The organism is Duganella sp., assembly GCF_039595735.1.
Lineage (GTDB): Bacteria > Pseudomonadota > Gammaproteobacteria > Burkholderiales > Burkholderiaceae_D > Rugamonas.
In genome coordinates, this window is record NZ_JBCNLB010000005.1 from 35,170 (window position 1) to 59,675 (window position 24,506).

General features: G+C 62.7%; 27 protein-coding genes and 1 tRNA gene. 10 read left to right on the forward strand and 18 right to left on the reverse strand.

Annotation, left to right across the window (positions count from 1 at the left end; translation table 11 throughout):
* Positions 1 to 22: 22 nt before the first annotated feature.
* Positions 23 to 382 (forward strand): DUF1428 domain-containing protein, encoded by a 360-nt coding sequence (locus tag ABDW57_RS11660; protein WP_343730370.1) that lies wholly within the window; start codon positions 23 to 25, stop codon positions 380 to 382.
* On the opposite strand, the gene pabB is transcribed toward ABDW57_RS11660, so the two are convergent.
* From pabB to ABDW57_RS11675, 3 genes are read right to left on the reverse strand one after another with little or no spacing between them, the layout of a single operon-like run.
* On the reverse strand, positions 369 to 2,225 hold the full coding sequence (gene pabB, locus ABDW57_RS11665; RefSeq protein WP_343730371.1) for an aminodeoxychorismate synthase component I: 1,857 nt from the start codon (positions 2,223 to 2,225) through the stop codon (positions 369 to 371). The genes ABDW57_RS11660 and pabB overlap by 14 nt on opposite strands.
* Positions 2,225 to 2,800: a nucleoid occlusion factor SlmA gene (gene slmA, locus ABDW57_RS11670; RefSeq protein ID WP_343730372.1), complete on the reverse strand. Its 576-nt coding sequence runs from the start codon at positions 2,798 to 2,800 to the stop codon at positions 2,225 to 2,227. Before slmA ends, pabB begins: the two co-directional genes overlap by 1 nt.
* 29 nt (positions 2,801 to 2,829) lie before the next feature.
* On the reverse strand, positions 2,830 to 3,555 hold the full coding sequence (locus ABDW57_RS11675; RefSeq protein WP_343730373.1) for an HAD-IA family hydrolase: 726 nt from the start codon (positions 3,553 to 3,555) through the stop codon (positions 2,830 to 2,832).
* Between the two features lie 25 nt (positions 3,556 to 3,580).
* Between ABDW57_RS11675 and ABDW57_RS11680 the strand changes: the two genes are divergently transcribed.
* Complete coding sequence (locus ABDW57_RS11680) at positions 3,581 to 4,480, forward strand: TraB/GumN family protein (protein WP_343730374.1); 900 nt, start codon at positions 3,581 to 3,583, stop codon at positions 4,478 to 4,480.
* 25 nt (positions 4,481 to 4,505) lie between these two features.
* On the opposite strand, the gene ABDW57_RS11685 is transcribed toward ABDW57_RS11680, so the two are convergent.
* Both ABDW57_RS11685 and argB read right to left on the reverse strand, forming a co-directional pair.
* Positions 4,506 to 4,580, reverse strand: a tRNA-Thr gene (locus tag ABDW57_RS11685).
* A 49-nt stretch (positions 4,581 to 4,629) separates the two neighbouring features.
* Entirely contained in the window at positions 4,630 to 5,523 is an 894-nt protein-coding gene (argB, locus tag ABDW57_RS11690) for an acetylglutamate kinase (RefSeq protein WP_154358068.1), read from the reverse strand.
* Between the two features lie 165 nt (positions 5,524 to 5,688).
* On the opposite strand from argB, the gene ABDW57_RS11695 reads away from it, so the two are divergent.
* Together ABDW57_RS11695 and ABDW57_RS11700 are read left to right on the forward strand one after the other, a co-directional pair.
* Positions 5,689 to 5,907 carry a cysteine-rich CWC family protein gene (locus ABDW57_RS11695; protein WP_343730375.1) on the forward strand — a complete coding sequence of 73 codons (219 nt, stop codon included), beginning with the start codon at positions 5,689 to 5,691 and terminating at the stop codon, positions 5,905 to 5,907.
* Positions 5,908 to 5,927: 20 nt separating this feature from the next.
* Complete coding sequence (locus tag ABDW57_RS11700; RefSeq protein ID WP_343730376.1) at positions 5,928 to 6,281, forward strand: hypothetical protein; 354 nt, start codon at positions 5,928 to 5,930, stop codon at positions 6,279 to 6,281.
* Here ABDW57_RS11700 and ABDW57_RS11705 read toward each other — a convergent pair whose 3' ends face one another.
* Both ABDW57_RS11705 and ABDW57_RS11710 read right to left on the reverse strand, forming a co-directional pair.
* A complete protein-coding gene (locus ABDW57_RS11705) occupies positions 6,282 to 7,418 on the reverse strand; it encodes a PHB depolymerase family esterase (protein WP_343730377.1) in 1,137 nt (378 codons plus the stop codon).
* Positions 7,419 to 7,426: 8 nt separating this feature from the next.
* The gene (locus tag ABDW57_RS11710; protein ID WP_176646766.1) at positions 7,427 to 7,840 is read right to left on the reverse strand and encodes a CopG family transcriptional regulator; all 414 of its coding nucleotides are present in this window, start codon (positions 7,838 to 7,840) and stop codon (positions 7,427 to 7,429) included.
* A gap of 88 nt (positions 7,841 to 7,928) precedes the next feature.
* Between ABDW57_RS11710 and ABDW57_RS11715 the strand changes: the two genes are divergently transcribed.
* Both ABDW57_RS11715 and ABDW57_RS11720 read left to right on the forward strand, forming a co-directional pair.
* Positions 7,929 to 8,141: a DUF1289 domain-containing protein gene (locus ABDW57_RS11715; RefSeq protein ID WP_343730378.1), complete on the forward strand. Its 213-nt coding sequence runs from the start codon at positions 7,929 to 7,931 to the stop codon at positions 8,139 to 8,141.
* Complete coding sequence (locus ABDW57_RS11720; RefSeq protein WP_343730379.1) at positions 8,138 to 9,046, forward strand: MBL fold metallo-hydrolase; 909 nt, start codon at positions 8,138 to 8,140, stop codon at positions 9,044 to 9,046. Before ABDW57_RS11715 ends, ABDW57_RS11720 begins: the two co-directional genes overlap by 4 nt.
* On the opposite strand, the gene ABDW57_RS11725 is transcribed toward ABDW57_RS11720, so the two are convergent.
* Positions 9,036 to 9,956: a LysR family transcriptional regulator gene (locus ABDW57_RS11725; protein ID WP_343730380.1), complete on the reverse strand. Its 921-nt coding sequence runs from the start codon at positions 9,954 to 9,956 to the stop codon at positions 9,036 to 9,038. The genes ABDW57_RS11720 and ABDW57_RS11725 overlap by 11 nt on opposite strands.
* Before the next feature lie 97 nt (positions 9,957 to 10,053).
* On the opposite strand from ABDW57_RS11725, the gene ABDW57_RS11730 reads away from it, so the two are divergent.
* The 3 genes from ABDW57_RS11730 (at position 10,054) to ABDW57_RS11740 (ending at position 12,433) form a co-directional block, all read left to right on the forward strand.
* Positions 10,054 to 10,689 (forward strand): NAD(P)H-dependent oxidoreductase, encoded by a 636-nt coding sequence (locus ABDW57_RS11730; protein WP_343730381.1) that lies wholly within the window; start codon positions 10,054 to 10,056, stop codon positions 10,687 to 10,689.
* Positions 10,686 to 11,384, forward strand: coding sequence for an alpha/beta hydrolase (locus ABDW57_RS11735; RefSeq protein ID WP_343730382.1), 699 nt, complete (start codon positions 10,686 to 10,688; stop codon positions 11,382 to 11,384). Before ABDW57_RS11730 ends, ABDW57_RS11735 begins: the two co-directional genes overlap by 4 nt.
* 95 nt (positions 11,385 to 11,479) lie before the next feature.
* Positions 11,480 to 12,433 (forward strand): nitronate monooxygenase family protein, encoded by a 954-nt coding sequence (locus tag ABDW57_RS11740; RefSeq protein WP_343730383.1) that lies wholly within the window; start codon positions 11,480 to 11,482, stop codon positions 12,431 to 12,433.
* A gap of 1 nt (position 12,434) precedes the next feature.
* Here the strand turns inward: ABDW57_RS11740 and ABDW57_RS11745 are convergent, their stop codons facing one another.
* A complete protein-coding gene (locus ABDW57_RS11745; RefSeq protein WP_343730384.1) occupies positions 12,435 to 13,901 on the reverse strand; it encodes an amidohydrolase family protein in 1,467 nt (488 codons plus the stop codon).
* 73 nt (positions 13,902 to 13,974) lie between these two features.
* Between ABDW57_RS11745 and ABDW57_RS11750 the strand changes: the two genes are divergently transcribed.
* On the forward strand, positions 13,975 to 15,147 hold the full coding sequence (locus ABDW57_RS11750) for a tetratricopeptide repeat protein (protein ID WP_343730385.1): 1,173 nt from the start codon (positions 13,975 to 13,977) through the stop codon (positions 15,145 to 15,147).
* Here ABDW57_RS11750 and ABDW57_RS11755 read toward each other — a convergent pair.
* Genes ABDW57_RS11755 through ABDW57_RS11795 form a run of 9 tightly spaced genes read right to left on the reverse strand, consistent with a single transcriptional unit; the run spans position 15,144 to position 24,322 of the window.
* Positions 15,144 to 15,713: a hypoxanthine-guanine phosphoribosyltransferase gene (locus ABDW57_RS11755; RefSeq protein WP_343730386.1), complete on the reverse strand. Its 570-nt coding sequence runs from the start codon at positions 15,711 to 15,713 to the stop codon at positions 15,144 to 15,146. The two genes, ABDW57_RS11750 and ABDW57_RS11755, sit on opposite strands and share 4 nt — an antisense overlap.
* 46 nt (positions 15,714 to 15,759) lie before the next feature.
* Complete coding sequence (locus ABDW57_RS11760) at positions 15,760 to 17,019, reverse strand: AMP-binding protein (protein WP_343730387.1); 1,260 nt, start codon at positions 17,017 to 17,019, stop codon at positions 15,760 to 15,762.
* A 2-nt stretch (positions 17,020 to 17,021) separates the two neighbouring features.
* Positions 17,022 to 17,372, reverse strand: a complete 351-nt coding sequence (locus tag ABDW57_RS11765) for an MmcQ/YjbR family DNA-binding protein (RefSeq protein ID WP_343730388.1) — start codon at positions 17,370 to 17,372, stop codon at positions 17,022 to 17,024.
* A gap of 8 nt (positions 17,373 to 17,380) precedes the next feature.
* Positions 17,381 to 18,265 carry an ABC transporter ATP-binding protein gene (locus ABDW57_RS11770; RefSeq protein ID WP_343730389.1) on the reverse strand — a complete coding sequence of 295 codons (885 nt, stop codon included), beginning with the start codon at positions 18,263 to 18,265 and terminating at the stop codon, positions 17,381 to 17,383.
* Positions 18,262 to 19,566 carry an ABC transporter substrate-binding protein gene (locus ABDW57_RS11775; RefSeq protein WP_343730390.1) on the reverse strand — a complete coding sequence of 435 codons (1,305 nt, stop codon included), beginning with the start codon at positions 19,564 to 19,566 and terminating at the stop codon, positions 18,262 to 18,264. The genes ABDW57_RS11770 and ABDW57_RS11775 overlap by 4 nt, the downstream gene beginning before the upstream one ends.
* A gap of 19 nt (positions 19,567 to 19,585) precedes the next feature.
* Positions 19,586 to 20,644: a branched-chain amino acid ABC transporter permease gene (locus ABDW57_RS11780; RefSeq protein WP_343730391.1), complete on the reverse strand. Its 1,059-nt coding sequence runs from the start codon at positions 20,642 to 20,644 to the stop codon at positions 19,586 to 19,588.
* A 3-nt stretch (positions 20,645 to 20,647) separates the two neighbouring features.
* Entirely contained in the window at positions 20,648 to 21,544 is an 897-nt protein-coding gene (locus tag ABDW57_RS11785) for a branched-chain amino acid ABC transporter permease (protein WP_343730617.1), read from the reverse strand.
* Positions 21,540 to 22,364 (reverse strand): ABC transporter ATP-binding protein, encoded by an 825-nt coding sequence (locus ABDW57_RS11790; protein ID WP_343730392.1) that lies wholly within the window; start codon positions 22,362 to 22,364, stop codon positions 21,540 to 21,542. The genes ABDW57_RS11785 and ABDW57_RS11790 overlap by 5 nt, the downstream gene beginning before the upstream one ends.
* 14 nt (positions 22,365 to 22,378) lie before the next feature.
* Entirely contained in the window at positions 22,379 to 24,322 is a 1,944-nt protein-coding gene (locus ABDW57_RS11795) for an AMP-binding protein (protein ID WP_343730393.1), read from the reverse strand.
* Positions 24,323 to 24,506: the final 184 nt, after the last annotated feature.

The window sequence follows — 24,506 nt, forward strand, 5'->3', positions numbered from 1 at the left end:
TCCCATCACCAAGGAGACGGCCATGGCTTACGTAGACGGTTTTGTGGTTCCGGTGCCTAAAGACAATATTGAGGCGTACAAGCAAATGTCGCTGGTGTGCGGCGCGGTGTGGAAAGATCACGGCGCGCTGGAATATCGCGAAACCATCGGTGACGATGTGCCGACCGGCAAAGTTACCTCGTTCCCGCAAAGCGTCAACTTGCAGGAGGGCGAAGTGGTGGCGTTTTCGTGGATCGTCTACGAATCACGCGCGCGCCGCAACGAGATCAATGAAAAAGTCATGAAAGACCCGCGCATGACCCACTACATGGAAGCGGGCAACATGCCGTTCGACGGCAAGCGCATGATCTACGGCGGCTTCGAGATGCTTATCGACCTGTAAGCGTGGCGGGCAGCGCGCCGCGCAGGGCGTTGCAGATGATGATGTCTTGCGCGCTGTCCAGCATGGCGCGGGTGATGACGGCTTCGCTGGCCAGCCATGCCGGATCGTCCAGCAGCACGCTGCGCATCACGCCCGGCAGCACGCCGCTGCGCAATGGCGGCGTGAGCCAGCGGCCGTTCACGCGCACGAACACGCTGCTGCGGCCGCCTTCCGTCAGTTCGCCGCGTTCATTGAAGAACAGGGTGTCGAAGGCGCCCTGCGCTTCGGCCTCGCGCCAGGCGGCGTCGTAGCGCGCGCGGATGCTGGTTTTGTGGCGCAGGAACAGGTCGTCGCTGCTGGTGGCGTCGTCGGCCAGCAGCACGCGCACCGGACCGGCCAGCGGCGTCAGCGGCGCATGCTGTACGGCGAAGGCGCCGGCGGGACTGATCGCCAGCCGCACGCGGTAGGCCGCGTGCTGCGGTTCCAGCATGGCGCTGGCGGCGTCCATGTAGGCGATGGCGGCCTTCTCGTCCCACGGGAAGCCGAAGTAGGCGGCCGACGCGGCCAGCCGTTTCAGATGACGCTCGCGATGGCGGATGCCGCCGCCCGGCGTGGCGTACATGGTTTCAAAGATGTCGAAATCGTTTTGCAGGCCGGTGAGAAAGCGTGCCTTGAGTTTGCACTCGGCGTATTCTTCGTTGGCGTCGCTGTCGAACACGATGCCGGCGCCGACCCCCATCTCGCCGCGGCGCACGCCGTCGCCGCCCTGCGCTTGCAGGGTGAGTGTGCGGATCGGTACCGACATGCAGAAGTCGCCCACCTTGCCGTCGTCACGTGGATCGAACCAGCCGATGGCGCCGGTGTAGATGCCGCGCGCGTCCGGCTCCAGCTCGCGGATGATTTCCATGGTGCGGCGTTTCGGCGCGCCGGTGATGGAGCCGCAAGGGTAGAGCGCGCCGAAGATGTCGGCCAGGGTGGCGTCCTCGCGCAGCTGCGCGGTGATGGTCGACGTCATTTGCAGCACGCTGGCATAGCGGTGCACCTCGAACAGCGCCGGCACTTCCACGCTGCCGGTCGTGGCCACGCGCGCGATGTCGTTGCGCAGCAGGTCGACGATCATCAGGTTCTCGGCGCGGTTCTTGGCGTCGGCGGCCAGGTTGGTGGCGCGCAGGATGTTCTCCGCCTGCTGCGACGGCGGCGCGGCGGGTGCCGTGCCTTTCATCGGCCGCGCGGTCAGCACACCGTCGGTGTGGCGCACGAACAGTTCCGGCGACAGCGACAGGACGGCCGTGCCGTCGTCCAGCGCGATCAGGGCGCCGTAAGGGACCGGCTGGCGGCCGCGCAGGCGCGCGTACAGCGCGTGGATGCCGCCAAAGGCGTCAAAACGCAGGCGGTAGGTGTAATTGACCTGGTAGGTGTCGCCGGCCGCAATGTAGTCGTGGATGCGCGCCAGCGCGGCGCTGAAGGCTTGCTGGTCGATGTTCGGGCGGATATGGGCGATGCCGGCCGGCCGCTCGATGGGGAAGGAGCGCGCGGCCAGCCAGTCGCTCACTTCCGCCGCCGACAGCAGCGCGCAGCTGCTGAACAGCAGCACCTGCGCCAGCGGCGCGGCAGCGGCCGCGCGTGGCGGCGCTGTGGGCGGCGCCAGCGCCAGCAGTGCCTCGCCCAGCTCATAGGCGCACACCGTCACCGCGTATTCGCCGCGCGCCAGCGCTGCCTGCATCTGCGCCAGCACCTGCGGCCATTGCGCGATATCGTCGCAGCGCAGGGTGCCGGTGTGGCCGGTGTAGAGGCGTGAACGGCTGCCGGTTTGTGCTGCTTCCGGGCTGGCGTCGTCCAGCAGGGCGAATACTTCGGTGTTCATTACGATAGGAGCAAAGTGATTTGCACCGCCGCGTCCTGCGACGGATTGTGTTTGAAGCCGCTCTTGGCGTAGCGGTGCCAGCGGCCGATGACAAAACTGGTCAGCATGCCGGCGCGCGCCGTCACATCCGCTTCATGCGCCTGGCCTTCGCTGGCCGCCACACGCAGCGCCTGTTTCAGCGCCAGCTCCACCCGGTCGTAGAACTGGTTCATGCGCAGCTGCAGGCGTTCGTCCTCGTTGACCAGCGCATCGCCGATCAGTACCCGCGTCATGCCGGGATTCTGCGCGGCGAAGTTGAGCAGCATGGCGACGGTGTCGCGCGCCTGTGCCAGGCCGTCGCTTTGACGCTCCGCGATCTGGTTGATCAGGCCAAACACGGTCTGCTCGATGAACTCGATCAGTCCCTCGAACATTTGCGCCTTGCTGGCGAAATGCCGGTACAGTGCGGCCTCGGAAAACTCCAGCTTGCGCGCCAGCGCAGCGGTGGTGATCTTGTCGCCCTTGGGCTGTTCCAGCATCTCCGCCAGCGCCTGCAGGATTTGCAAACGGCGCTGGCCCGGCGGTGTGCTTGCCATATGAATCTCGCGGGTTAAAAAGGTGTTGGTCAGCGCAGGCGGTGCAGACGTGCCGGCAGGTTTCTGACAGATTTTACTTTGACATCGACGTAAGCGGGGCGAATTAAGCGCTTTTGCGGATGTGCCAGGCCGGCGCTGTCGCCGATGGTGAGGTACTGCGTGACCCACGCGGTGCGCATCCCCAGTTCGCGCGCGCTGCGCAGATTGGCCAGCGTGTCTTCCACCAGGATGCAGCGGCCGGGACGCAGCTGATGGCGGCGCATCAGCCGTTGCAGCAGCAGCTTGGATGGCTTGGGCCGCATCTGCCGGTGCACCGTCATCGCTTCCACTGCCACGTGGTGCTGGAACTGGCGTTGCAAACCGAGATGGCGCAGTACCTGCGACGAGTAGCGGTGCGGCGCATTGGTCAGCAGGATTTTGCGGCCGGGCAGGCGGCGCAGCAGCTGGCGCAGTCCGCGCTCGGCGCGGATCATGGCCTGCAGATCGTCGAAGCGATGGGTGGCGTCGAGAAAGTGCTCAGCCTTGACGCCGTGGTGCTTGACCACCCCCAGCGTGGTGGCGCCGTAGCGCTGCCAGTACATGGTGCGGGTGGCGTTGACCAGCTCCTCGCTGGCAGGCGTGACGCCGTCTCCCAGCAGGCGGGCCAGATAGCTGTTCATGCCGGCCATGATCGCCGGGAAGATGGCATGCGAGGCATTGTGCAGCGTGTTATCGAGATCAAACAGCCATACCGGCGAGGAGCGAGTAATATTCACGTCATATCTACCAACGAAGGAAACCATGCAGCGCCAGATTATAGTGATGTTCTGCAGTTTGTTCTTGTTTGTGCTGGGCCCCGCATGGTCGGCCGAGCCGGCGCCGGCGCAAAACCGCGGCGCCTTGTTCAAGGTGCAGCAGGGCGCGCATACGCTGTATTTGTTCGGCACCATCCACGTGGGGTCGAAAGATTTCTATCCATTGGAGCCGCGCCTGGCGGGCCTGCTCAAAAAAGCGCCGGTGCTGGCGCTGGAGATCGATCCGCTGGGCGATCCGCAAAAGCTGGCGCGCGCGGTGCAGCAGCATGGCTTGAGCAGCAAGGGCACCGCCGGTCTGTCTCCGGCGTGGCGCCAGCGGCTGGAGCGCTTGCTCAAGCAGTACAACATCGAACCGGATACCGTGGCGGCCATGAAGCCATGGCTGCTTGCCAGCCTGCTGACGGTGAGCGAGTTTGCCGCGCAAGGTTATGAGGCGTCGATGGCGGTGGATGCGCACCTGTCGAAGCAAGCGCATGCCGCCGGCCAGAAAATCGTCGAACTGGAATCGGCCGACAGCCAGATGGCGCTGTTCGACAAGATGACAGCCAACGAACAGCTGATGTTCCTGCAGGAGGCCATCGCCGGCATCGAGGACAAGGAACAGGCCAAACAGGCGCGCGAGATCGCCGATGCCTGGCGCAAGGCCGATATCGAGGCGCTGGACGCGCTGGCGCTGAAGGCGGAGCAGGACGACACCTTTTCCGGCCGCTTCGTGCAGCAGGTGCTGCTGGAAGGCCGCAATCCGGCGCTGGCCGATGGCATGGTCAGGCTGATGGCGCGTGAAAACAACAGCGTGGCGGCGATCGGCGTGCTGCACCTGGTCGGCAAATCAAGCGTGCCGGAACTGCTGCGCAAGCGCGGGCTGACTGTCGAACGGATTTACTAGAAAGGGGAAGGGTGCTGCTAGAGAGTGGTGCCCTTGACGTGGATTGAACACGTGGCCTCTCCCTTACCAAGGGAGTGCTCTACCACTGAGCTACAAGGGCATTTGAAAATGTGGCGGTTTCACCGACTGCCGGCGAGACCGCCTTTTTTTCAGTGAGACCGGATCATAGTGCCAAAAGCCTGTTCGGTCAAGACTTCCAGCAATAAAGAATGCTCAATACGGCCATCGATGATGTGCACCGTGTTCACGCCGGACTTGGCGGCGTCCAGGGCTGATGAAATTTTAGGCAGCATGCCGCCGGAAATCGTGCCGTCGGCGAACATCTCATCGATCTCGCGCGCCGACAGGTCGGTCACCAGATTGCCTTGCTTGTCCTGCACGCCGGCGATATTGGTCATCATGATCAGCTTTTCAGCTTTCAGGATTTCCGCGATCTTGCCGGCCACCACGTCGGCGTTGATGTTGTAGGCCTGGCCGTCCTGACCGAAGCCGATCGGCGAGATGATCGGGATGAAGGCGTCGTCCTGCAAGGCCTTCACCACGGCCGGGTTGATGGCTTCGATTTCGCCGACGAAGCCGATGTCCAGGGTCTGACCCGGGTTGTCCTTGTCCGGCATGGCCATCTTGCGGGCGCGGATCAGGCCGCCGTCCTTGCCGGTCAGGCCGACTGCCTGGCCGCCGTAGTGATTAATCAGCATCACGATGTCCTGCTGCACTTCGCCGCCCAGCACCCACTCCACCACTTCCATGGTTTCTTCGTCGGTGATGCGCATGCCTTGCACAAAGGTGCCTTGTTTGCCGATTTTCTTCAGGGCGTTGTCGATTTGCGGACCGCCCCCGTGTACCACCACCGGGTTCATGCCGACCAGCTTGAGCAAAATGACATCGCGCGCGAAGCCGTGTTTCAGGCGTTCGTCGGTCATGGCGTTGCCGCCGTATTTGATGACGATGGTTTTGCCGTGGTAATTACGGATGTAAGGGAGGGCCTCAGCCAGAATCTGCGCCTTGATCTGCGGAGCAACCGCGGTCAAATCGTCATTCATGCCTAAGTTCAGGTTGGTCAGTTGGGTCATGGCGAGTCCGGTAGAAAAGATTTTGGGCGCAATTTTACAGCCTGTTGGCGCGCAAGTACGCATTATAGGGCCATCCGGTGGTATTTTCTTGGGCGCTGCGGTACGCTGGACGCTCATGATTGTCCTGGAATTAACATGAGTACCTGTTCCCGCTGCGGCGCGCAGTTCTCCTGCGCCATGAAGGATGCCGATCCGGCCGCGCCGGCGCAGCCGTGCTGGTGCACCACCCTGCCGCCGGCGGTGGCCATCCCGTCCGCTCCCGGCGCCAGCTGCTGGTGCCCGGACTGCCTGCGGCAGCACATCCTTGATATGGCGCAAACGCCCGCCAGTCCCCCGCTTGACAATAACGCATAACCCTCACCGGGAGTGCGCAAATGAACCCGACCTCGCTTGACAAGCAAAGTGGCGCGGCAGACGATACCCACATCGTCCGCATCGTGCGGCTGGAGACCCAAATGGACAACGTTGCCAGTGCTATAACGTCCTTACAGCGAGGGCAGGAAGTCTTGCAGCGGACGATAGAACAAAACCAGCAAGCCACGCTGAAACAGTTTGCCGTCATGAACGACAAGATCGATAGTGTGCGTGATGATCTGCGTGACAAAATCCATGCAACGGAATGGCGCTTGCTGAACCGGATGGATCGGCAGTTTTATTGGCTTGTGGGATTGTTCGTGACCAACATGACGATCACCGTGAGCATCCTTGTCCGGCTAACTGCAACATAGTCAGCTCACCGTGCGGAAAAAGCGCAGCATTTCGCGGCTGGCGTCGGGGCCTTTGGCATCGGTGTAGCTGCCGGAGGCGCTGCCGCCTGACCAGGCGTGGCCGGCGCCATGCACTACCCAGTGCTCGCCCAGCGGCGTGCCGTCCGGCTTGATATGGGTAATTTGCGTGTAGCGGTAGCCGTTTGGCACCGCACCCGATTGCACTGATGGCCGCGCGCCGCGATGGTGGTGCAGCCGCTGCGCCATCACCTGCTCGCCGTTCACCGGATTGACCGTGGTGTCGCTGTCCCCATGGAAAACGATAATCGGCTGCGACGGATTGCCGGCCTTGGCCGCGCGCTGCACGCCGCGCTTCATGGCCGTCAGCGCCGATGGCAAATCCTGTGCCGACGCAAATGGCAAGCCCGAATGCACGCCCACGGCCGCAAACAATTCCGGATACAGGGTGCCGACAATCACCGCCATCGCGCCGCCCGCCGACAGACCGGCCACGTAGACCTGCCGCTCGTTGACCGGATACTCCTCGATAATCTGCTGCGTAATGCCGGCGATGATGGACGGCTCGCCTTGGCCGCGCTGCTGGTCGATGGCGTTGAACCAGTTCCAGCACTTGGAGTGATTGGCATTGGCGTTTTGCTCCGGATAGACCACGAAGCAACCGACTTCCTCGGCCAGCTGATTCATTTGCGTGCCGGCGGCGAAATCGTCCGGATTCTGGGTGCAGCCATGCAGCATTACCAGCAGCGGCATGGCCTGGCCGTGATAGCTGGCGGGAATATACAGCTTGTAGTTGCGGCTGCCGGCATGATTGGCGTAGCTGCCGCTGACAAACTGCGCTCCCTCCGTCAGTGGCTGAGTCGGGCCAGGATGCAACATCGAACCGAGGTCGATGGCGCGGTCCAGATTGGCCGGCAAACCGACGCTGATGCCCATGCGGTTGAGGATGTCTTGCGCGTATTCAGCCGGATGGGTGGCGGGATTGGGCGTGGACGCTGGCGTTGAGGCCGGTTCGGGTGTAGGTGGCGCTGCGTGTGACGGCGGCGGATTAATATCCCGTAAGGCGGGGCGCAAGGAAATATCCTTGTTCAGTAATTGCTGCGCTGCTTCGCGCATCTGCGTGAGAAAATTGAGCTTCATGGCACTCCTTAGTGGATGCGTGGCGCCAGTGCAGTCTTGAGGACGGCGCTGGCGTGCAGCGAGCCAAGTACAAAAATCGATTCAATGGTGGCCAAGGCCAGTTCGACGGACACGTCGCTGGCGATGCTGGCCAGGCCCAGTACCTGGATTTGCAACCGCTCCCCGGCGGCCTGGATGGCTTCCAGGTCGGCCCGCGAATAGTGTTGCATGCCAAGTACCAGACTCTTGCGCGCCACGGTCTGCTTGACCACCTCGGCGTGCTGGTTCAGCTGGTTGCGGATCGCCGTGCGGATCAGATCGGTGCGGTTGGAGTAAAACCCTTCCTGCACCAGCAGATCGATCTGGCCCAGGTCTATCGGGCCAAGATTGATGGTGATTTTTTCTGATTCAGCGATCTTCAGCTTTATTTCTTGCTTGGCCATGATGTCTCCATCTCACTGCCATCTATATGGATGGTAAGTCTACGCCGTGCCCTCCACAAGTCAAGCGGCTTCGCGGCATAATGTGGCCATGAGTGAAGTCACCAACATAATGCCGTCGCCGGTCCCCTCGCCGTGTGTCAGCCTGTGCAAAATGGATCAGGAGCGCCGCTACTGCATGGGCTGCCTGCGCACCATTGACGAAATCGTGGCATGGGGCAGGGCCGATGACGATTTCAAGCGCGCCGTGTGGGCCGAATTGCCGCAGCGGCGCCTCATCGTCCATTTCGACGAGGAAGAATGAGCGCGCTGCCGGATTCGATACAGGTGTTTGAACGGGGTTGGCTGTCGTCCAACAACATCATGCTGCTGGGCCGCCATGACACGGCCATCATCGATACCGGCTACGTCAGCCATGCGCCGCAGACGCTGGAGCTGGTGCGGCATGTGCTGCACGGCCGCCATCTGGATCAGATCATCAATACCCATCTGCATTCCGACCACTGCGGCGGCAATGCTATCCTGCAAGCGCATTTCGGCTGCAAGACGTCGATTCCGGTGGCGGAAGCGGACAAGGTCCGTCACTGGGATGTGGAGGCGCTCAGCTTCAAGGCCACCGGCCAGCGTTGCGACCGCTTCACCTTTGACGCCACCATCGCTGCCGGCGACGTGCTGATTCTGGCAGACATGGAATGGCAGGCACTGGCCGCGCCCGGCCACGATCCGCATGCACTGATCTTCCACTGTCCGCAGGAAAAGCTGCTGATTTCGGCCGACGCCCTGTGGGAAAACGGTTTTGGCGTCATCTTCCCGGAACTGGATGGAAAATCCGGCTTTGCCGAGGAACGCGCCACGCTGGATCTGATTGCCGCGCTTGACGTGCGGCTGGTGATTCCCGGCCATGGCGCGCCGTTCACCGACGTGGCGGGCGCCTTGGCCCGCGCCCGCTCACGACTGGATTACCTGGCCGCCGATCCGGTGCGCAACGCGCAAAATGCGCTGAAAGTGCTGCTCAAGTTCTTGCTGCTGGAACGCCAGCGCATTGCGCTGGCCGATGTGCCGGCCTTGCTGACGTCCATGCCGGTGTTCGCGGCGGCCAACAACAACTTCCTCAAACAAGCGCCGGAAGAACTGGGCAAATGGGCTGCCGGCCAGCTGGTCCGCAGCGCCGCCGCCCGTATCGAGGGTGAGTACTTACTTAACTCGTAAGCCGCTGTTGTTGCATGGTTTGTGGTAACTCGGCGGCGAGGAATTCGATAAAAGCCCGCACCGCCGGCAGCAGGCCGCGGCGCGAGGCATACACCGCGTGCAATTGATGGGCCGTGGCGCGGTATTCCGGAAACAGTTGCTGCAACCGGCCCTGTGCGATGGCCTGGCGGCAGGCATTGAAGGGCACCAGCGCAATGCCGGCGCCGCCGATGGCAGCCATTGTCATCAATTCCACGTCGTCGGTCACCAGCACCGGGACATAGTCGATGTCCGCGATCTGGTCATCGGGCGCGGTCAGGCGCCAGCGCGGCGCTTCGCCGCCGCGTCCTCCCGCGCCGAGGCCGCGTGTGCCCTGCAGCGCATCAATGCCGGCAAACGGCCCATGCGCGGCGATGAAATCGGGACTCGCCACCAATATCTGGTCGCTGACGCCAAGGGTCCGCACCACGAGGTCCGAGTCGTCCAGCGCGGTGCGGACCCGCATGGCCACGTCCACGCCTTCGCCGATCACGTCGACGCGGCGATTGGTCAATTCCAGTTCCAGCCGCACCTCCGGATGGGCGCACAGAAAGCGCGGCAGCAGCGGCGCCAGAAACAGGTGCGCCACGCCGGCCGGTGAACTGACGCGCACCCGGCCCGACGGCCGCTCACCGGCCCGTTCAGCCACCTCCAGCGCGGCTTTGGCGGCGCTGGTCATGGTTTCGCAATGCGCGAAGAAAGCCGCCCCGACCTCGGTCACGCGCATGGCGCGCGTGGAGCGCTGCAGCAGCCGTACCCCCAGGCGCTGTTCCAATTCGGCGATGCGGCGGCTGACCCGCGATTTGGGCACGCCCAGCGCCCGCGCGGCGCCGGAGAAGCTGCCATGGGTCACCACAGCGGCAAAGAAGGCAAGGTCGTTGAAATCTTCCATTGTCCCATCCATAGAACAAACTGATCTATTTTAGCGGCTGGCAAGCATAATGCGCTTGAAATATCCTGACACCACTTACTTTTTCAGGAGAACCATCATGCAGATCTTGCACCTCGACACCAGCATCTTTGGCGACGCCTCCGTTTCCCGCGTGCTGAGCGCGGCCATCGTGGAGGAGTTGCGACGCGCCCATCCTGACGCCCAGGTGGTCTACCGCGACCTGGCGGCCCAGCCTATCGCCCACCTGGACGAGGTGATCGCTGCAGGTTTCCGGGCCAGCAACATCGAACATTTCAGCGCGGCCGACAAGGCGCAGCACGCGTTGTCGGAAGAACTGGTGACGGAATTGCTGGCCAGCGACATCATCGTGCTGGGCGTGCCAATGTATAACTTTTCCGTGCCAAGCCAGTTGAAGGCCTGGTTTGACCGCCTGGCGCAGCCGGGCCGGACCTTCCAGTACACCTCGGCCGGGCCGGTTGGGATTGCTGGCGACAAAAAAGTGATCATGGCATCGACGCGCGGTGGTGGCTATGCGTCCGGCCCGGCAGCGGCGATGGATTTCCATGAGACGTACACCCGCGCTTATTTCGGCTTCATCGGCATCCGGCATTTCAGCGTGTTGCGCGCCGAACTGCTGTCCAAGGGCGCGGAATTGCGCAGCCAGTCGATCAAGGCGGCGCTGGATGGCGTGCCGGCGGCTGTGGCGGCGCTGGCGGAGCCGGAGGCGGCATGAGCGCCAGTCTGTGTGCGGCAGTCAGCATCGTGCTGGTGCACGGCGCGTTTGCTGACGGCTCCAGCTGGGTCGACGTGATGGCTGCCCTGCAGGCGCGCGGCTGCCGGGTGGCGGCGGTGCAAAATCCGTTGACCTCGCTGGCAGACGACGTCGCCGCGACCCGCGCGGTGATCGAGCGTCAGCCGGGCAAGGTGCTGCTGGTCGGGCATTCCTGGGGCGGGGTGGTGATCACCGAGGCCGGCAATCTGCCGCAGGTGCAGGGGCTGGTCTATCTGTCGGCCATGGTGCCGGATAGCCAGGAGTCGGCCGCCGCCATGTTGTCCCGGCTGGGCGCGCCAATGGAAGGCATGACGCCGGATCGCCAAGGGCGCATCTGGCTGGATGATCCCGGCGCCTACGGTAAGATGATGGCGGCGGACGTGCCGGTCTCCCGGGTGCAGCTGCTGGCTGCCACCCAGCAACCGATCGCGGCGCGCGCCTTTGGCGATCCGGTCGGTCACGCCGCCTGGCATGACAAGCCTAGCTGGTATCTGATGACCGCCAACGATCAGGCGCTGCCGTTTGCCGTCCAGCGCAAGCTGGCGCAGCAGATCAAGGCCGACAGTGTCGTGTTGCAATCCAGCCATATGTCGCTGATTTCGCAGCCGCGGCAGGTGGCGGACTTCATCCTGGGGGCGGCGCAGCGCTTGCCGTAGCGTAAATGTAGAGGGCACGGTCTATTTTCTGCACGATCGTACTATTTTCGATCTATAATCGTTTGCATTGTCCAACTCACCTCAGCGAGTCCGCCATGACCTTGCCTGCAGTCTTGCAAAACCTCACCCTCCCTGTCATCGCTTCCCCGATGTTCATTGCCAGCGGTCCCGCGCTGGTGGCGGCGCAATGCAAGGCCGGCATCGTCGGCTCGTTCCCGGCGCTCAACGCGCGCCCGGCCGAGCAACTGGACGTGTGGCTGACCGATCTGCAACAAGAACTGGCTGACTTCCAGGCCGCCAATCCGGACAAGCGCGTCGGCCCGATTGCCGTCAACCAGATCGTGCACCAGTCCAACGACCGCCTGGCGCACGACGTCGAGGTGTGCGTGAAGCATCAGATTCCGATCATCATCTCTTCGCTGCGCGCGCCGCCGAAAGAAATGCTGGACGCCATCCACAGCTACGGCGGCATCGTGCTGCACGATGTGATTTCCATCCGTCACGCGGAAAAAGCGCTGGAAGCGGGTGTGGACGGCCTGATCCTGGTGGCCAGCGGCGCCGGCGGCCATGCCGGCACGCTGTCGCCGTTTGCGCTGGTGGGCGAGGTGCGCAAGTTCTTCAAGGGCCCGATCGCTCTGTCCGGCTCGATTGCCACCGGCGATGCGATTCTGGCAGCGCAGGCCATGGGGGCGGACTTTGCCTACATTGGCTCGCGCTGGCTGGCGACCAAGGAATCCAACGTCAGCGACGGCTACCGCGAAGCGATCGTCGAATCGACCGCGGCGGACATCGTCTATTCCAACCTGTTCACTGGCGTTCACGGAAATTACCTGAAGAAGTCCATCGTTGCCGCTGGTTTGGACCCGGACGCGCTGCCAACCGCGGACAAGACCGCCATGAACTTCGGTTCCAGCAGCGCCAAGGCCTGGCGCGACATCTGGGGCGCCGGCCAGGGCGTGGGCCTGATGGACGACATTCCGTCGGCCGGCGAGATGGTGGAGCGCCTCAAGCGCGAGTACGACGCCGCCCGCGCCCGCCTGGCGCTGTAATTCAGCGGCCGGCGGCGAGGCTGTCGCGCGCTGCCGGTTTGCCCCTCACCCACACCGTTTGCACGCTGTCGTAGGCGCGGATGTCTTGCAGCGGTGATTCTTTCATCAACACCAGATTGGCCAGCTTGCCCGGCTCGATGCTGCCCACCTCCGTCTCCAGATGGAAGGCGCGGGCATTGTTGATGGTGGCCGCCTTGAACAATTGCGTGAGCGACAAGCCGGCCTGGTGCAGATTCTGCATTTCCAGATAACCGTTCAGCCCCGGCACGTTGCCGTAGGTGGGCGAAGACGGCGTGTCGGTGCCGAACAGGAAATTCGCGTCCTTGCTCGCCAGATAGGCCACTACCTGCCGCTGGCGGCGCAACGGCGCTTCCAGACCTTGACGTGCGGCTTCGTCGGTTTCGCCGTCTTCCGCCACCTCGCTTTTGAACCACGCGCCCTCAGGCGTTTTCAGCCATGCCAGCATGGCCGGCGGCAGCAGTTTGGCCAGCGCTGGCGTGTTCAGGTAATCCGGATCGACGTAGGCGCGCAAGCCGTACAGCACCTGCATGGTGGGCTGGTAGCCAATCTTGCGTTCGACGATTTTATCCAGCAGTTGTTTGATTTCCGGCGGCAGTTCCTGGGCCTTGTTCAAGGCGCCCCAGTTCCACAGGCCGTGGGCCAGCACGTCCGTGCCGCCGTTGACGGCAAAAGTCTGCGCTTCCAGCGAATTGCCATGGGTGACCAGCACCAGTTTGGCCTGGTGCGCCAGCTGGCGCACTTCAGCGTACGTGGCCGGACTCATCACCGGGAGGTTGTGGTCTTTGCCGAAACCGCGTTCGTAATGGGTTTTCAGGCAGATGGCGCCCTCGGCCTTGACCCGCGCCACGCCCTTGGCCGGGGTGTAGTCCTCGGGCTTGAAGCGGGATGGGATGCGGTCTTTCTGCGCCGGATCGTAGATGAAGTTGGTAAACATCTGATAGCGCAGTTCCGGCGGGACGAACGACGACGGATAGCCGTTGGCCATCACCAGCGGCGGACCGCAGTCGTAAATGTCCGGATGCTGCGGCATGGCCTTGACCCGGTTGATGAACTCACGGCTGCCGGCAGCCAGGTCAATCAGGGTCGTATAGCCGTAGTAAAGGTAAGATCGCGGCATTTGCGCGAAGTAGGCGTCCACCATCGGCGTCATCTTGAAAGCCTGCTCAAAGCTCATGCCGGGCACGGCGTAGAGGTGGACGTGGGAATCAATCAGACCGGGCGTGAGGTAGTAGCCCTGGCCGTCGACCACGGCGGCCCCCGCCGGTGCGGCGCGCCCGGCGCCGCGCTCGACGCGCACGATCCGCTCGTCCTCGATCAGGACGCTGCCGCTTTCAATGCGGTCCAGTTTTTCCGGCGACACCAGTTTGACGTTGGTGATCCAGGTCTGTTGCCCGGCAAAGGCCGGTGCGCAGACCAACAGGCAGGCGAGGAGAGATGTCAGTTTCATGCTCGGCAGGGTTGTGTTAATTATCATGCAATCCTGCCATAATTGGCCATCAATGGAAACCATAGGCGGCATCATGAAACAAATTATTGCGCTGATGCTGGCGCTGGCAGGTGCGACAGGCAATGCCCAAAGTCTGGCGCCGATGAATGCCGAGGCCGATGCACTGATCCGCCAGGGACATACCTTGCAGGCGCAGGGCAAGTACAAGGAAGCGTTTGAGAAGTTTTCTGCTGCCGGCCAGGCCGATCCGCAAGCGTCGCTGCCTTTGTCCAGCCTTGCCGGCATGCTGCTCAGCATGTCGAAACAATCGCAGGGCGCGGATGCCGTCAAGCTGCGCGGGCAGTCGGAAGACCTGGCCCGCCAAGCGCTGCAAAAGCAGGCCAACGACCCGGTCGCGATGGAAGTCTTGCGCGAAATTGCCGACGACCAGCCGCTGCCGCTGCACCAGCCGACCCCGGAAGCGGCAGCCGCGCTGCATGAAGGCGAGTTGCTGTTCACCCAGCGCAAGCTGGACGAGGCGTTAGTGCACTACGAACGTGCCGCCGCACTCGATCCCAAGTACTCGCAAGCCTGGATCTACGCCGGTGATTGCTATTTTTTCCAGAAAAAATACGCCGAGGCCGAGCAGCGCTTCCGCAAGGGCGTGGAGGTGGAGCCACTGAACTCGCAAGGTTGGCGCTTTCTGGCGGATGCGCTGGTATCGCAGCGCAAGCCAGGGCTGGCCGAAGGTGCGCTGATGGGCGGCATCGCCGCGCAGCCGAGCCAATTGCCGAACTGGGTCAGGTTGAATCAGCTGCGCACCCAAAGCGGTTTTCCGTTGACTTCCCTGCAGCTGGTACGCAAGGCGAAAGGACAACTCGATCCCGCCACCCGTACCCTGAATCTGACGATCGATCCGTCGCTGAAAGGCAGCGATCCTGCCAAACAGCCCGATGCCGGGTTATGGATGATGCTGGCAACCCAGCAGGCGATTGAAGGCAAGACCAGCAGCACGCCGTTCGCCACCGAGCTGGCAGCCTGGCGCAAAGCCTTGAAAGTGGCCGATGAATTGTCCGCCAACGGCGGCGGCGAATTGCAGGACCCGGCGCTGAAAACCATGCAGATGCTGGCCAAGGCCGATCAGCTGGAGCCAGCCTTGCTGCTGTTGCAATACAGGGAGTCCTGGCGCGCCGAATTTGAAGCATGGAAAACCGCACACCCGGACGGCGTGCGCAAGTTCATCGACGCTTATCAGCTGCGGCCTTAGGCGTCGGTATTGATCGCCCACAGGCCAGGCAGGTTGCGCCAGTAGCCGTAGGCGTCCATGCCGAAACCAACCACGAAGCGGTTCGGGATGGTGATGCCGACGATGTCGGCTTTCACCGGCTTGGCCTTGCCGATGGCCTTGTCGGCAAACACGGCCAGGATCACTTCCTTGGCGCCCATGTCCAGCAGGCGCTGTTTGACGTGGGCCAGGGTTTCGCCTTCGTCCAGGATGTCATCCAGCACGATCACGGTGCGGCCGCTGACGTTCGAGCGCGGCACCACTTTCCACACCACTTCGCCGCCCTTGTCTTCGTCGCCGTAGCGGCTGACGTGGATGTAGTCGAATTCCAGCGGGAAGGTCAGCTGCGGCAGCAGGTTGCCGGTGAAGACCACGGCGCCGCCCATCACGCCCAGCACCAGCGGGAATTCCTCGCTGTCCGGCTGGTTGTAGCGGGCATTCAGCGTCTCGGCCATGGCGGTGACAGCGTGGTCGACGTCCTGCTTGGTGTACAGCTCTTCGGCGCTTTGCATCAGCGCGCGGGCGCGGTTGTGGTGGAACTCTTGCATGATTTTTTTATTAAAAACGAATGTGAAGACCGATATTATCCCTCAATTACTGGTAGTCGCGCACGTCCGCGATGACCTTGCCGTCGTTGGGCAGGCTGCCCAGCGCAACAAACTGCACCTCGCCGCGCAGCTTGGTCAGTTTGCGGATTGACTCAATGACATCGGCGGCGCTGGCTGTCGCACGGGCAGGATCGGCCACCTCGCAATGCAGCGTCATGGCCTCCTGGGCAATCTGGCCCGACACCACCAGGCGCGCTTTCACAATCTCCGGGTGGCGCCGCGCGATGTCGTGCACCTGCGACGGATGCACGAACATCCCGCGTACCTTGGTGGTCTGGTCGGCGCGCCCCAGCCAGCCGCGGATACGGGTGTTGGTGCGGCCGCAGGCCGAGGGCGGCGCGTCGGTCAGGATCGCCGACAGGTCGCCGGTGGCAAAGCGGATCAGCGGATAGTCCGGATTGAAGACGGTGACCACCACTTCGCCCACTTCGCCCGCAGGTACGGGCTCGCCGCTGCCGGGGCGGACGATTTCCAGCAGCACGTCTTCATCCAGCACCATGCCGGGATCGCGCTCGTCGCCGCTGTGTGTTTCGTAAGCGATGCTGCCGATATCGGCCGAGGCATAGGCTTGCAGCACACGCGGCACGCCATGCTCGGCAAACCACAGGCGCAGCGATTCGGGCAGCGCTTCCGCGCTGACCAGCGCGCGCTGGATGCTGCTGATATCCACGCCCATTTCCTGCGCCTTCTCGATGATGATCTTCAGGAAGGACGGCGTGCCGACGTAAGTATCCGGCCGCAGCGCGTGGATGGCTTGCACCTGCATTTCTGTCTGGCCGCTGCCGGCCGGGATCACCGCGCAGCCGATGCGCGCGGCGCCGCCTTCCACCATGAAGGCGGCCGGCGTGAAGTGATAAGCGAAGCAGTTCTGCAGCAGGCCGCCGGCGCGCACGCCGGTGGCGTACAGCGGCCGCGCGAAACGCCACCAGTCGGCGCCGCGTCCTTCCGGATCAAAGATCGGGCCGGGCGACATGTAGACGCGCGCCAGCTGGCCCACCGGGGTGGTGTTCAAGCCGCCGAACGGCGCCTGCTGCGCCTGCAGCCCATGCAGCTCGGACTTGCGCGTCACCGGCAGCGTGGCCAGCGCGGCGCGGCTGTTGATGTCGGCGGCGTTGACGTCCTTGAGGATGCGCGCCCAGCCGGCCGCCGCCTTGGCGCGCGCCACCAGTTGCGGCAGGCGCATCATCAGTTCGCGCTCGCGTTGTTCCGGCGTGCGCGCTTCCAGGCTGTCGAAAGTGTCGGCCATGTTCAAAGTCCTTGTATTTCGCGTTGCAGCTTTTTGGTCAGTTTGGCGAATACCAGTTCGTAGGAGCGTTGCAGCAGCGCAGCCGCTTCCGCATCGGTGATGGCTTTCGGGTCTTCGATGTAGACCCATTTGGCGCGTGCGAGATAGGGCGCCGGAATGATGCCGGGACGGTCGGTCAGTTCCAGAAAGCGGTCGTCGTCGACCTTGAAGCTGATGCCGCGATCGCTGCCATCGGCGCCGGTCACGGCGAACATTTTCCCGCCGACCGAAAATACCAGGTTGGTTTCCCATTTGATGTCTTCGGTGGCGCCGGGCAGTTTGCGGCAGTAAGCCTTGGCCTTGGTGAGATTCATTCTGTTCCTTATGCCAGCCAGCGCTTGCGGCGCCGGTAAAATTTCATGTCGCGGAAGCTCTTGCGGCCGGCGCCGGAGACGCCGAGGTAGAACTCCTTCACGTCTTCGTTGCAGGACAGGTCGGCGGCCGCGCCTTCCATCACCACGCGGCCATTCTCCAGGATGTAGCCGAAGTCCGCGTAGCGCAGGGCGATGCTGGTGTTTTGCTCGGCCAGCAGGAAGGAGACGTTCTCCTTGCTGTTCAAATCCTTGACGATGCCGAAGATCTCTTCGACGATTTGCGGCGCGATGCCCATCGAGGGTTCGTCCAGCAGGATCATGGACGGCCGCGCCATCAGCGCGCGGCCGATGGCGCACATCTGCTGTTCGCCGCCGGAGGTGTAGCCGGCCTGGCTTTGCCTGCGCTCCTTCAGGCGCGGGAAGTAGTGGTAGACCTTTTCCAGCGATTCCTTCAGTTCTGCCCGTGAGGCATTGCGCGTGTAGGCGCCGGTCAGCAGGTTTTCCTCGATGGTCAGGTGGCCGAAGCAGTGGCGGCCCTCCATCACTTGCGACAGGCCGCGCTTGACCAGTTCATTCGGCGTCAGTTGGTCGATACGTTCGCCCTTGAACTGGACTTCGCCTTTGGTGACGTCGCCGCGTTCGCCGCGCAGCAGGGTGGAGATGGTTTTCAGCGTGGTCGATTTGCCGGCGCCGTTGGCGCCCAGCAGGGCGACGATTTTCCCCTGCGGGACTTGCAGCGATACGCCTTTCAGCACGAGGATAACGTGGTCGTAGATAACTTCCACGTTATTCACAGAGAGGTAGGGCGCGCCGGCCGCCACCGGCGCGGGTGTGCGCGGGGCGTCGGCGCCGGCCACGGCGGCAAGAACGGCGGTTGCGGCGGCGGCTGTCATTTCAGGCACGCCGGGGTGATTTTTTTCTCGGTCGCGTAGGCCTGGGAGCTATCCTCCAGCAGCTTGCGCGTCAGCGCCTTGTCGCCCACGATCCAGTTCGGCGTGATGGCATTCCACTTCTTGCCGTCCCATTGCTGGACCTTCACCGCGCCCGAGCCTTCATGATCGTCGCAGCTGGTCTTCACCACCGGCAGCATGCCGAAGGCGCCTATGGCTTTCTGGCGCGCCTCATCGACGTTCAGGTTCTCCAGGCCCCAGCGCAACTGCTCGCCCGTCACGCGCTTGCCCTTGCCGAATTTTTCCTGCGCGGTGCGCATGGCTTCCACCCACAGGATGGCCGCGCTCACGCCGCGCATGTGGTACACGCTGCCGATGCGGGTGGGATCGGCGAGGTTGCCTTTGCCGGCGTCGTAGAGTTTTTTGCGGATCTCATCCAGCACCGGATAATTGCCCGGCGTGTTGAAGGTCATCGCGCTGTAGCCTTTGGCCGCATCGCCGGTAGGCACGGTATCTTCTTCCGAGCCAGCCCACCACACGCCGAGGATTTTCTCGCGCGGGAAGCCGTTGCGCTGCGCGGTCTTGATGGCGACCGCATTCATCGAACCCCAGCCCCACAGGATCACATGGTCGGGCCGCGCCTGGCGGATCTGCAGCCATTGCGATTGCTGCTCGCTGCCCGGCGGCGTGACGGGAATCCTGATCAGCTCAAAGCCATGCTGTTTGGCCAGGGCTTCCAGCACTGGCAGGGGTTCCTTGCCGAATGCCGAGTCGTGATACAGGTGGACGATCTTTTTGCCCTTAAGCTTATTGACGCCGCCTTCCTTGTCGCCCAGGTACTTGATCATGGCCGCAGCCTGATTCCAGTAGCTGGTAATCAGCGGGAAGACGTAGGGGAAGACCTTGCCGTTGGCAGCGTCCGAACGGCCGTAACCGATCATCGTCATCGGGATCTTGTCCACCGCAAGGCGATCGAGAATGCCATAGGCGACGCCGGTGGACAACGGCTCGACCAGCGTTGCGCCGCCATTTTTGGTTTTCAAACGCTCATAGCATTCCACGCCGCGCGACGGGTTGTATTCGGTCTCGCACTCTTCCCAGGAAATCTTCACGCCATTCACGCCGCCGGATAAATTCACCAGGTTGAAGTAGTCGATGATGCCGCCATAAAAGCCGGAACCGCCCGCCGCATAAGGGCCTACGCGATACGAGGGCAGGGCGACATACTGCTCCGCCGGCTGCGCAATGGCCGCGCCGCTGGCGGCAAGTGTGATTCCGGCGACGATGGATGCAAAGCGTTTCATATGTGTCTCCTCTGATCTTTTAATGGGGGAACGGCCACAAACGCAACTTCTCTTTACCAATTTGCCACAGACGCGCCAGCCCGTGGGGCTCGACGATCAGGAAAAATATAATCAGCGCGCCAAACACCATCAATTCCAGATTGGACGCAACGCTGGTCGGCAGCGCGAGGCTGTGCGCGATCACGTTCAGCAGCACCGGCAGCAGCACGATGAAGGCGGCGCCGAGGAAGGAACCCAGTACCGAGCCCACGCCGCCGATGATAATCATGAACAGGATGCGGAACGACAGATCGAGGTTGTACGCCTCCGGTTCCACCGTGCCGAGGTAAGCATACGCGTACAGCGCGCCGGCCACGCCGCAGTAGAACGAGCTGACCGCAAATGCCAGCAGCTTGGTGCGCATCAGGCGGAAGCCGATCACTTCGGCCGCGACGTCCATGTCGCGCACCGCCATCCAGGAGCGGCCGACGTTGGAGCGGATCATGTTCTTGGCCAGCAGCGCCATCACCGCCACCACGCCCAGCACCAGCAGGTATTTGCGGTCCGGCGTATCGAAGGCATAGCCGAGGATGACGATGGGCTGCGCAGTGATCACGCCGGAGGCGCTGTAGTTGGTCAGGTAGGGAATCTTGGTCAGGCACCAGACCACGAAGAACTGCGTCGCCAGCGTGGCGGCCGCGAGGTAAAAGCCGCGGATGCGCAGCGACGGCAGGCCAAACGCAATCCCGACCAGTGCCGCGCTCAAGCCGCCCAGCACAAAGGCCAGCAGCACCGGCAAGCCGGGGATGCGCAGGATGAAGTTATACGATGCGAACGCGCCCGCCGCCATGAAGGCGGCCGTGCCAAGCGACAGTTGGCCCGCGTAGCCGGTCAGGATATTCAGTCCCAGCGCGGCCAGCGAAAAAATCAGAAACGGAATCAGGATGGCCGACAGTACGTAGGGCGACGCGGCCAGCGGCACGATCACGATGGCCACTGCCAGCAGTGCAAGCAGCGCCAGGCGGTCCTGCAATATCGGGAAGATCTGGCCATCGGCCTGGTAACTGGTTTTGAATTGTCCTGCTTCGCGGTAGAACATGGCTTAGATTCTCCGGATGATTTTTTCGCCGAACAGACCTTCGGGCCGCACCAGCAGGAACAACAAGGCCAGCACGTACGGGAACCAGCCCTCGATGCCGCCGCCGACGATCGGCCCGATATATACCTCGGCCAGTTTTTCGGACGCGCCGATAATCAGTCCGCCCACAATCGCGCCCGGCATCGAGGTAAAGCCGCCGAGGATCAGCACCGGCAGCGCTTTCAGCGCCACGAACGTCAACGCGAACTGCACGCCATTGCGCGCGCCCCACAGCATGCCCGCCACCAGCGCCACCAAACCTGCCACCGCCCACAGCACGGCCCAGATGCGCTGCAGCGGAATGCCGACCGCCAGCGCGGCCTGATGGTCGTCCGCCACGGCGCGCAGGGCGCGGCCTACTTTGGTTTTCGAGAACAGCAGGGCCAGCGTGGTGACCAGCAGGCCGCACACCAGCGCCGCCATGATGTCGAACTGCGAAACCAGGATGTTGTAGTTGTCCATCAGGTACTGCGATGGCACGTCTTCAATCGGCAGCTCCAGCTTGCGTACCTGCGCGCCAAACACCAGCTGGGCCAGGCCTTCGATGAAGAAAGCCAGGCCGATGGTCGCCATGAACAGCGTGATCTCTGGCTGGTTCACCAAAGGCCGCAGTACCACGCGCTCGATCGACAGGCCAAGCAAAATCATCACCGCCACCGTGATCGGCAACGCGATCCATAGCGACACGCCCAGCTTGTCCATCACGCCGACGCAGGTCAGCGCGGCGAAGTACACCATCGCGCCCTGCGCAAAATTGAACACGCCGGAGGCTTTATAGATCAGCACAAAACCAATCGCCACCAGCGCATACATCACGCCGGACAGCAAGCCGCCGATCAGCACTTCGAAAAAGAAGTTAATGTTCACAGCCCACCCCCAGGTAAGCGTTGATCACGTCCTGATTGCTGCGTACTTCGTCCGGCGTGCCGTCGCCGATCTTTTTGCCGTAGTCCAGCACCACCACGCGGTCCGAAATATCCATCACCACGCCCATGTCATGCTCGATCAGCACGATGGTGGTGCCGAACTGGTCGTTCACGTCGAGGATGAAACGGCACATGTCCTGCTTTTCTTCGACATTCATGCCGGCCATGGGTTCGTCCAGCAGCAGGATTTCCGGTTCGGCGGCCAGTGCGCGGCCGAGCTCCACGCGTTTTTGCAGGCCGTAGGGCAGGCGGCCCACCGGCGTTTTGCGGATGGCCTGAATTTCCAGGAAGTCGATGATTTCCTCGGCCTTGATGCGGTGGGCGATCTCTTCGCGCCGGGCCGGTCCCCAGTACAGGGCCTGCATCAGGAAGTTGGATTTCATCTTGAGGTTACGGCCGGTCATGATGTTGTCCAGCACCGTCATGCCTTTGAACAGGGCGATGTTCTGGAAGGTGCGGGCGATGCCGGATTTGGCGGCGGCGTAGCAGTCCATATTCTTGCGTACCTCGCCGCGATACACGATCTGGCCTTGCTGCGGACGGTACACGCCGTTGATCACGTTGAGCATGGAGCTTTTGCCGGCGCCATTGGGGCCGATGATGGCGCGGATTTCGTGCTGGCGCACGTCGAACGAAATATCGGTCAGCGCTTTCACGCCGCCGAAGGACAGCGAAATATTTTTCAGGTCGAGGATCACCGGACCGGTGGGACGGCGTGTCGCGCCGAAGTGTGCCTCTGGCTCGTTCATCTGCATGTGCGCCTCCTCGGTCATGCCGCTGCCTGCATGGCAGGGTAGGTCTTGCAGCTTTCGATTTTCAGGTCCGCCGCGACCACGCCGCTGCGGCCATCTTCAAACTTCACCAGCGTTTCAATGTATTGCGAAGCCTTGCCTTCGTAGAGTGCGGCGATCAGCACCGCGTATTTTTCGGCGATGAACTTGCGGCGCACTTTGCGGGTGCGGGTCAGCTCATCGTCGTCCGGATCCAGCTCCTTGTGCAGCACCAGGTAGCGGTGGATCTGCGTGTCGCTCATGCCTGCTTCCGCCGCCAGATCAGCGTTGACCTGTTCGATGCAGTCGCGCACCAGCCCGTACACGGCAGGATGCGCCGCCAGGTCGGTGTAGCCGGAATAGGCGATGCTGCGCCGCTCGGCCCAGTTGCCGACCGCTTCCATGTCGATATTGATGAAGGCGCACACCTCGTCGCGCTGGTGGCCGAACACCACCGCTTCTTTAATGAAGGGGAAAAACTTGAGCTTATTCTCGACATAGTTGGGCGCGAAGATGGCGCCGCTGTTCATGCGGCCGACGTCGGCTGCACGGTCGATGATTTTCAGGTGGCCTTCGTGGTCGAACAGGCCGGCGTCACCGGTGTGGAAATAGCCTTGCGCGTCGATGGCTTCAGCGGTGGCGTCGGGCCGCTTATAGTAACAGTCCATCAACGTCGGGGATTTCACGAGAACTTCGCCGTTCTCCGCCAATTTCACCTCCACGCCCGGCGCCGGCAGGCCGACGCTGTCAAACTTGATCTGGCCGTCCGGCTGCAGGCAAATGTAGGCGCAGGTTTCGGTCGAACCGTAGAATTGCTTCAAGTTGACGCCAATTGAGCGATAGAAGCGGAACAGATCGGGGCCGATCGCTGCACCGGCCGTGTAGGCGACGCGGATGCGCGACATGCCCAGCACGTTTTTCAGCGGCCCGTAAACCAGTGCCCGGCCGACGGCATAGCGCACGCGGTCGGCCAGCGGCACCGGCTTGTTGTCTAAAATTTGAGCACCGCAGCGGCGCGCCACGCCCATGAAGTAGTGGAACAGCTTGCGCTTGATGGCGCCGGCGTCTTCCATCCGTATCATCACCGTGGTCAGCATGTTCTCGAATACGCGCGGCGGGGCGAAATAATAGGTCGGTCCGATTTCGCGCATGTCGGTCATCACCGTTTCGCCGGATTCCGGACAGTTGACGGTGAAGCCGGCCGTCATCGCCTGGGCAAAGGAAAACAGGCAGTCGCCCACCCAGGCCATCGGCAGGTAGGACAGGATGTCTTCTTCATCGGTCAGCTTTTCAAAGCCGACCCCGCCGTCGCCGGCCGCCAGCAGCGCCGCGTGGGTCTGGCACACGCCCTTGGGCTTGCCGGTGGTGCCGGAGGTGTACAGGATGATGGCGTTGTCGCTGGCCTGGCCGGCGGCAATGGCGGCGTCGAAAAAGCCGGGATGCGCCCTGTCCCATTCGCGTCCCATTTCCTGCAGACTGGCGAAGGAAAGCAGGCCTTGCTGGCGGTAGTGGCGCATACCGCGTTCATCGTCGTAAGCGATGTGGCGGATGTGGGGATATAAATTTTGCAATTCCAGCAACTTGTCGACTTGTTCCTGGTCTTCGACAATGGCGTAGTGGATTTCGGCGTTTTCCAGCACGTAGGCCATGTCCGCGGCGGGCGCGTCCTGATACAGTGGTACCGGGACGCCGCCCAGGCATTGGGCGGCCAGCATGGACCAGTACAGGCGCGGGCGGTTGTCGCCGATGATGGCCAGGTTCATGCCGCGTTCGAAGCCGAGCGCGGCCAGACCGCAGGCGAGGGCGCGCACTTCGTCGTTGACCTGGGCCCAGTTCCAGCTTTGCCAGATGCCCAGATACTTTTCGCGAAACGCGGGTTTCCCCGGCCTGACCTGGCCGTGCGCGAGCAAGCGGCGAGGAAAAGTCTCGAATTCAGTTTGCACCAGTGTCTCCTGTTGCTGATTCTTTTTGTGTGATGATATTAGCGTGCCGCGAGAAGGCAGGTTGTCTTTTCGACGACAATTCACCGACTTTTCTATGATGCGTTGCAAAAAATGTCTGATCGAAACCAAGTTACGTTGAAGGAAGCATTGCGTTCGGCGATCTGGGCCAAAGACCTGACGCCGG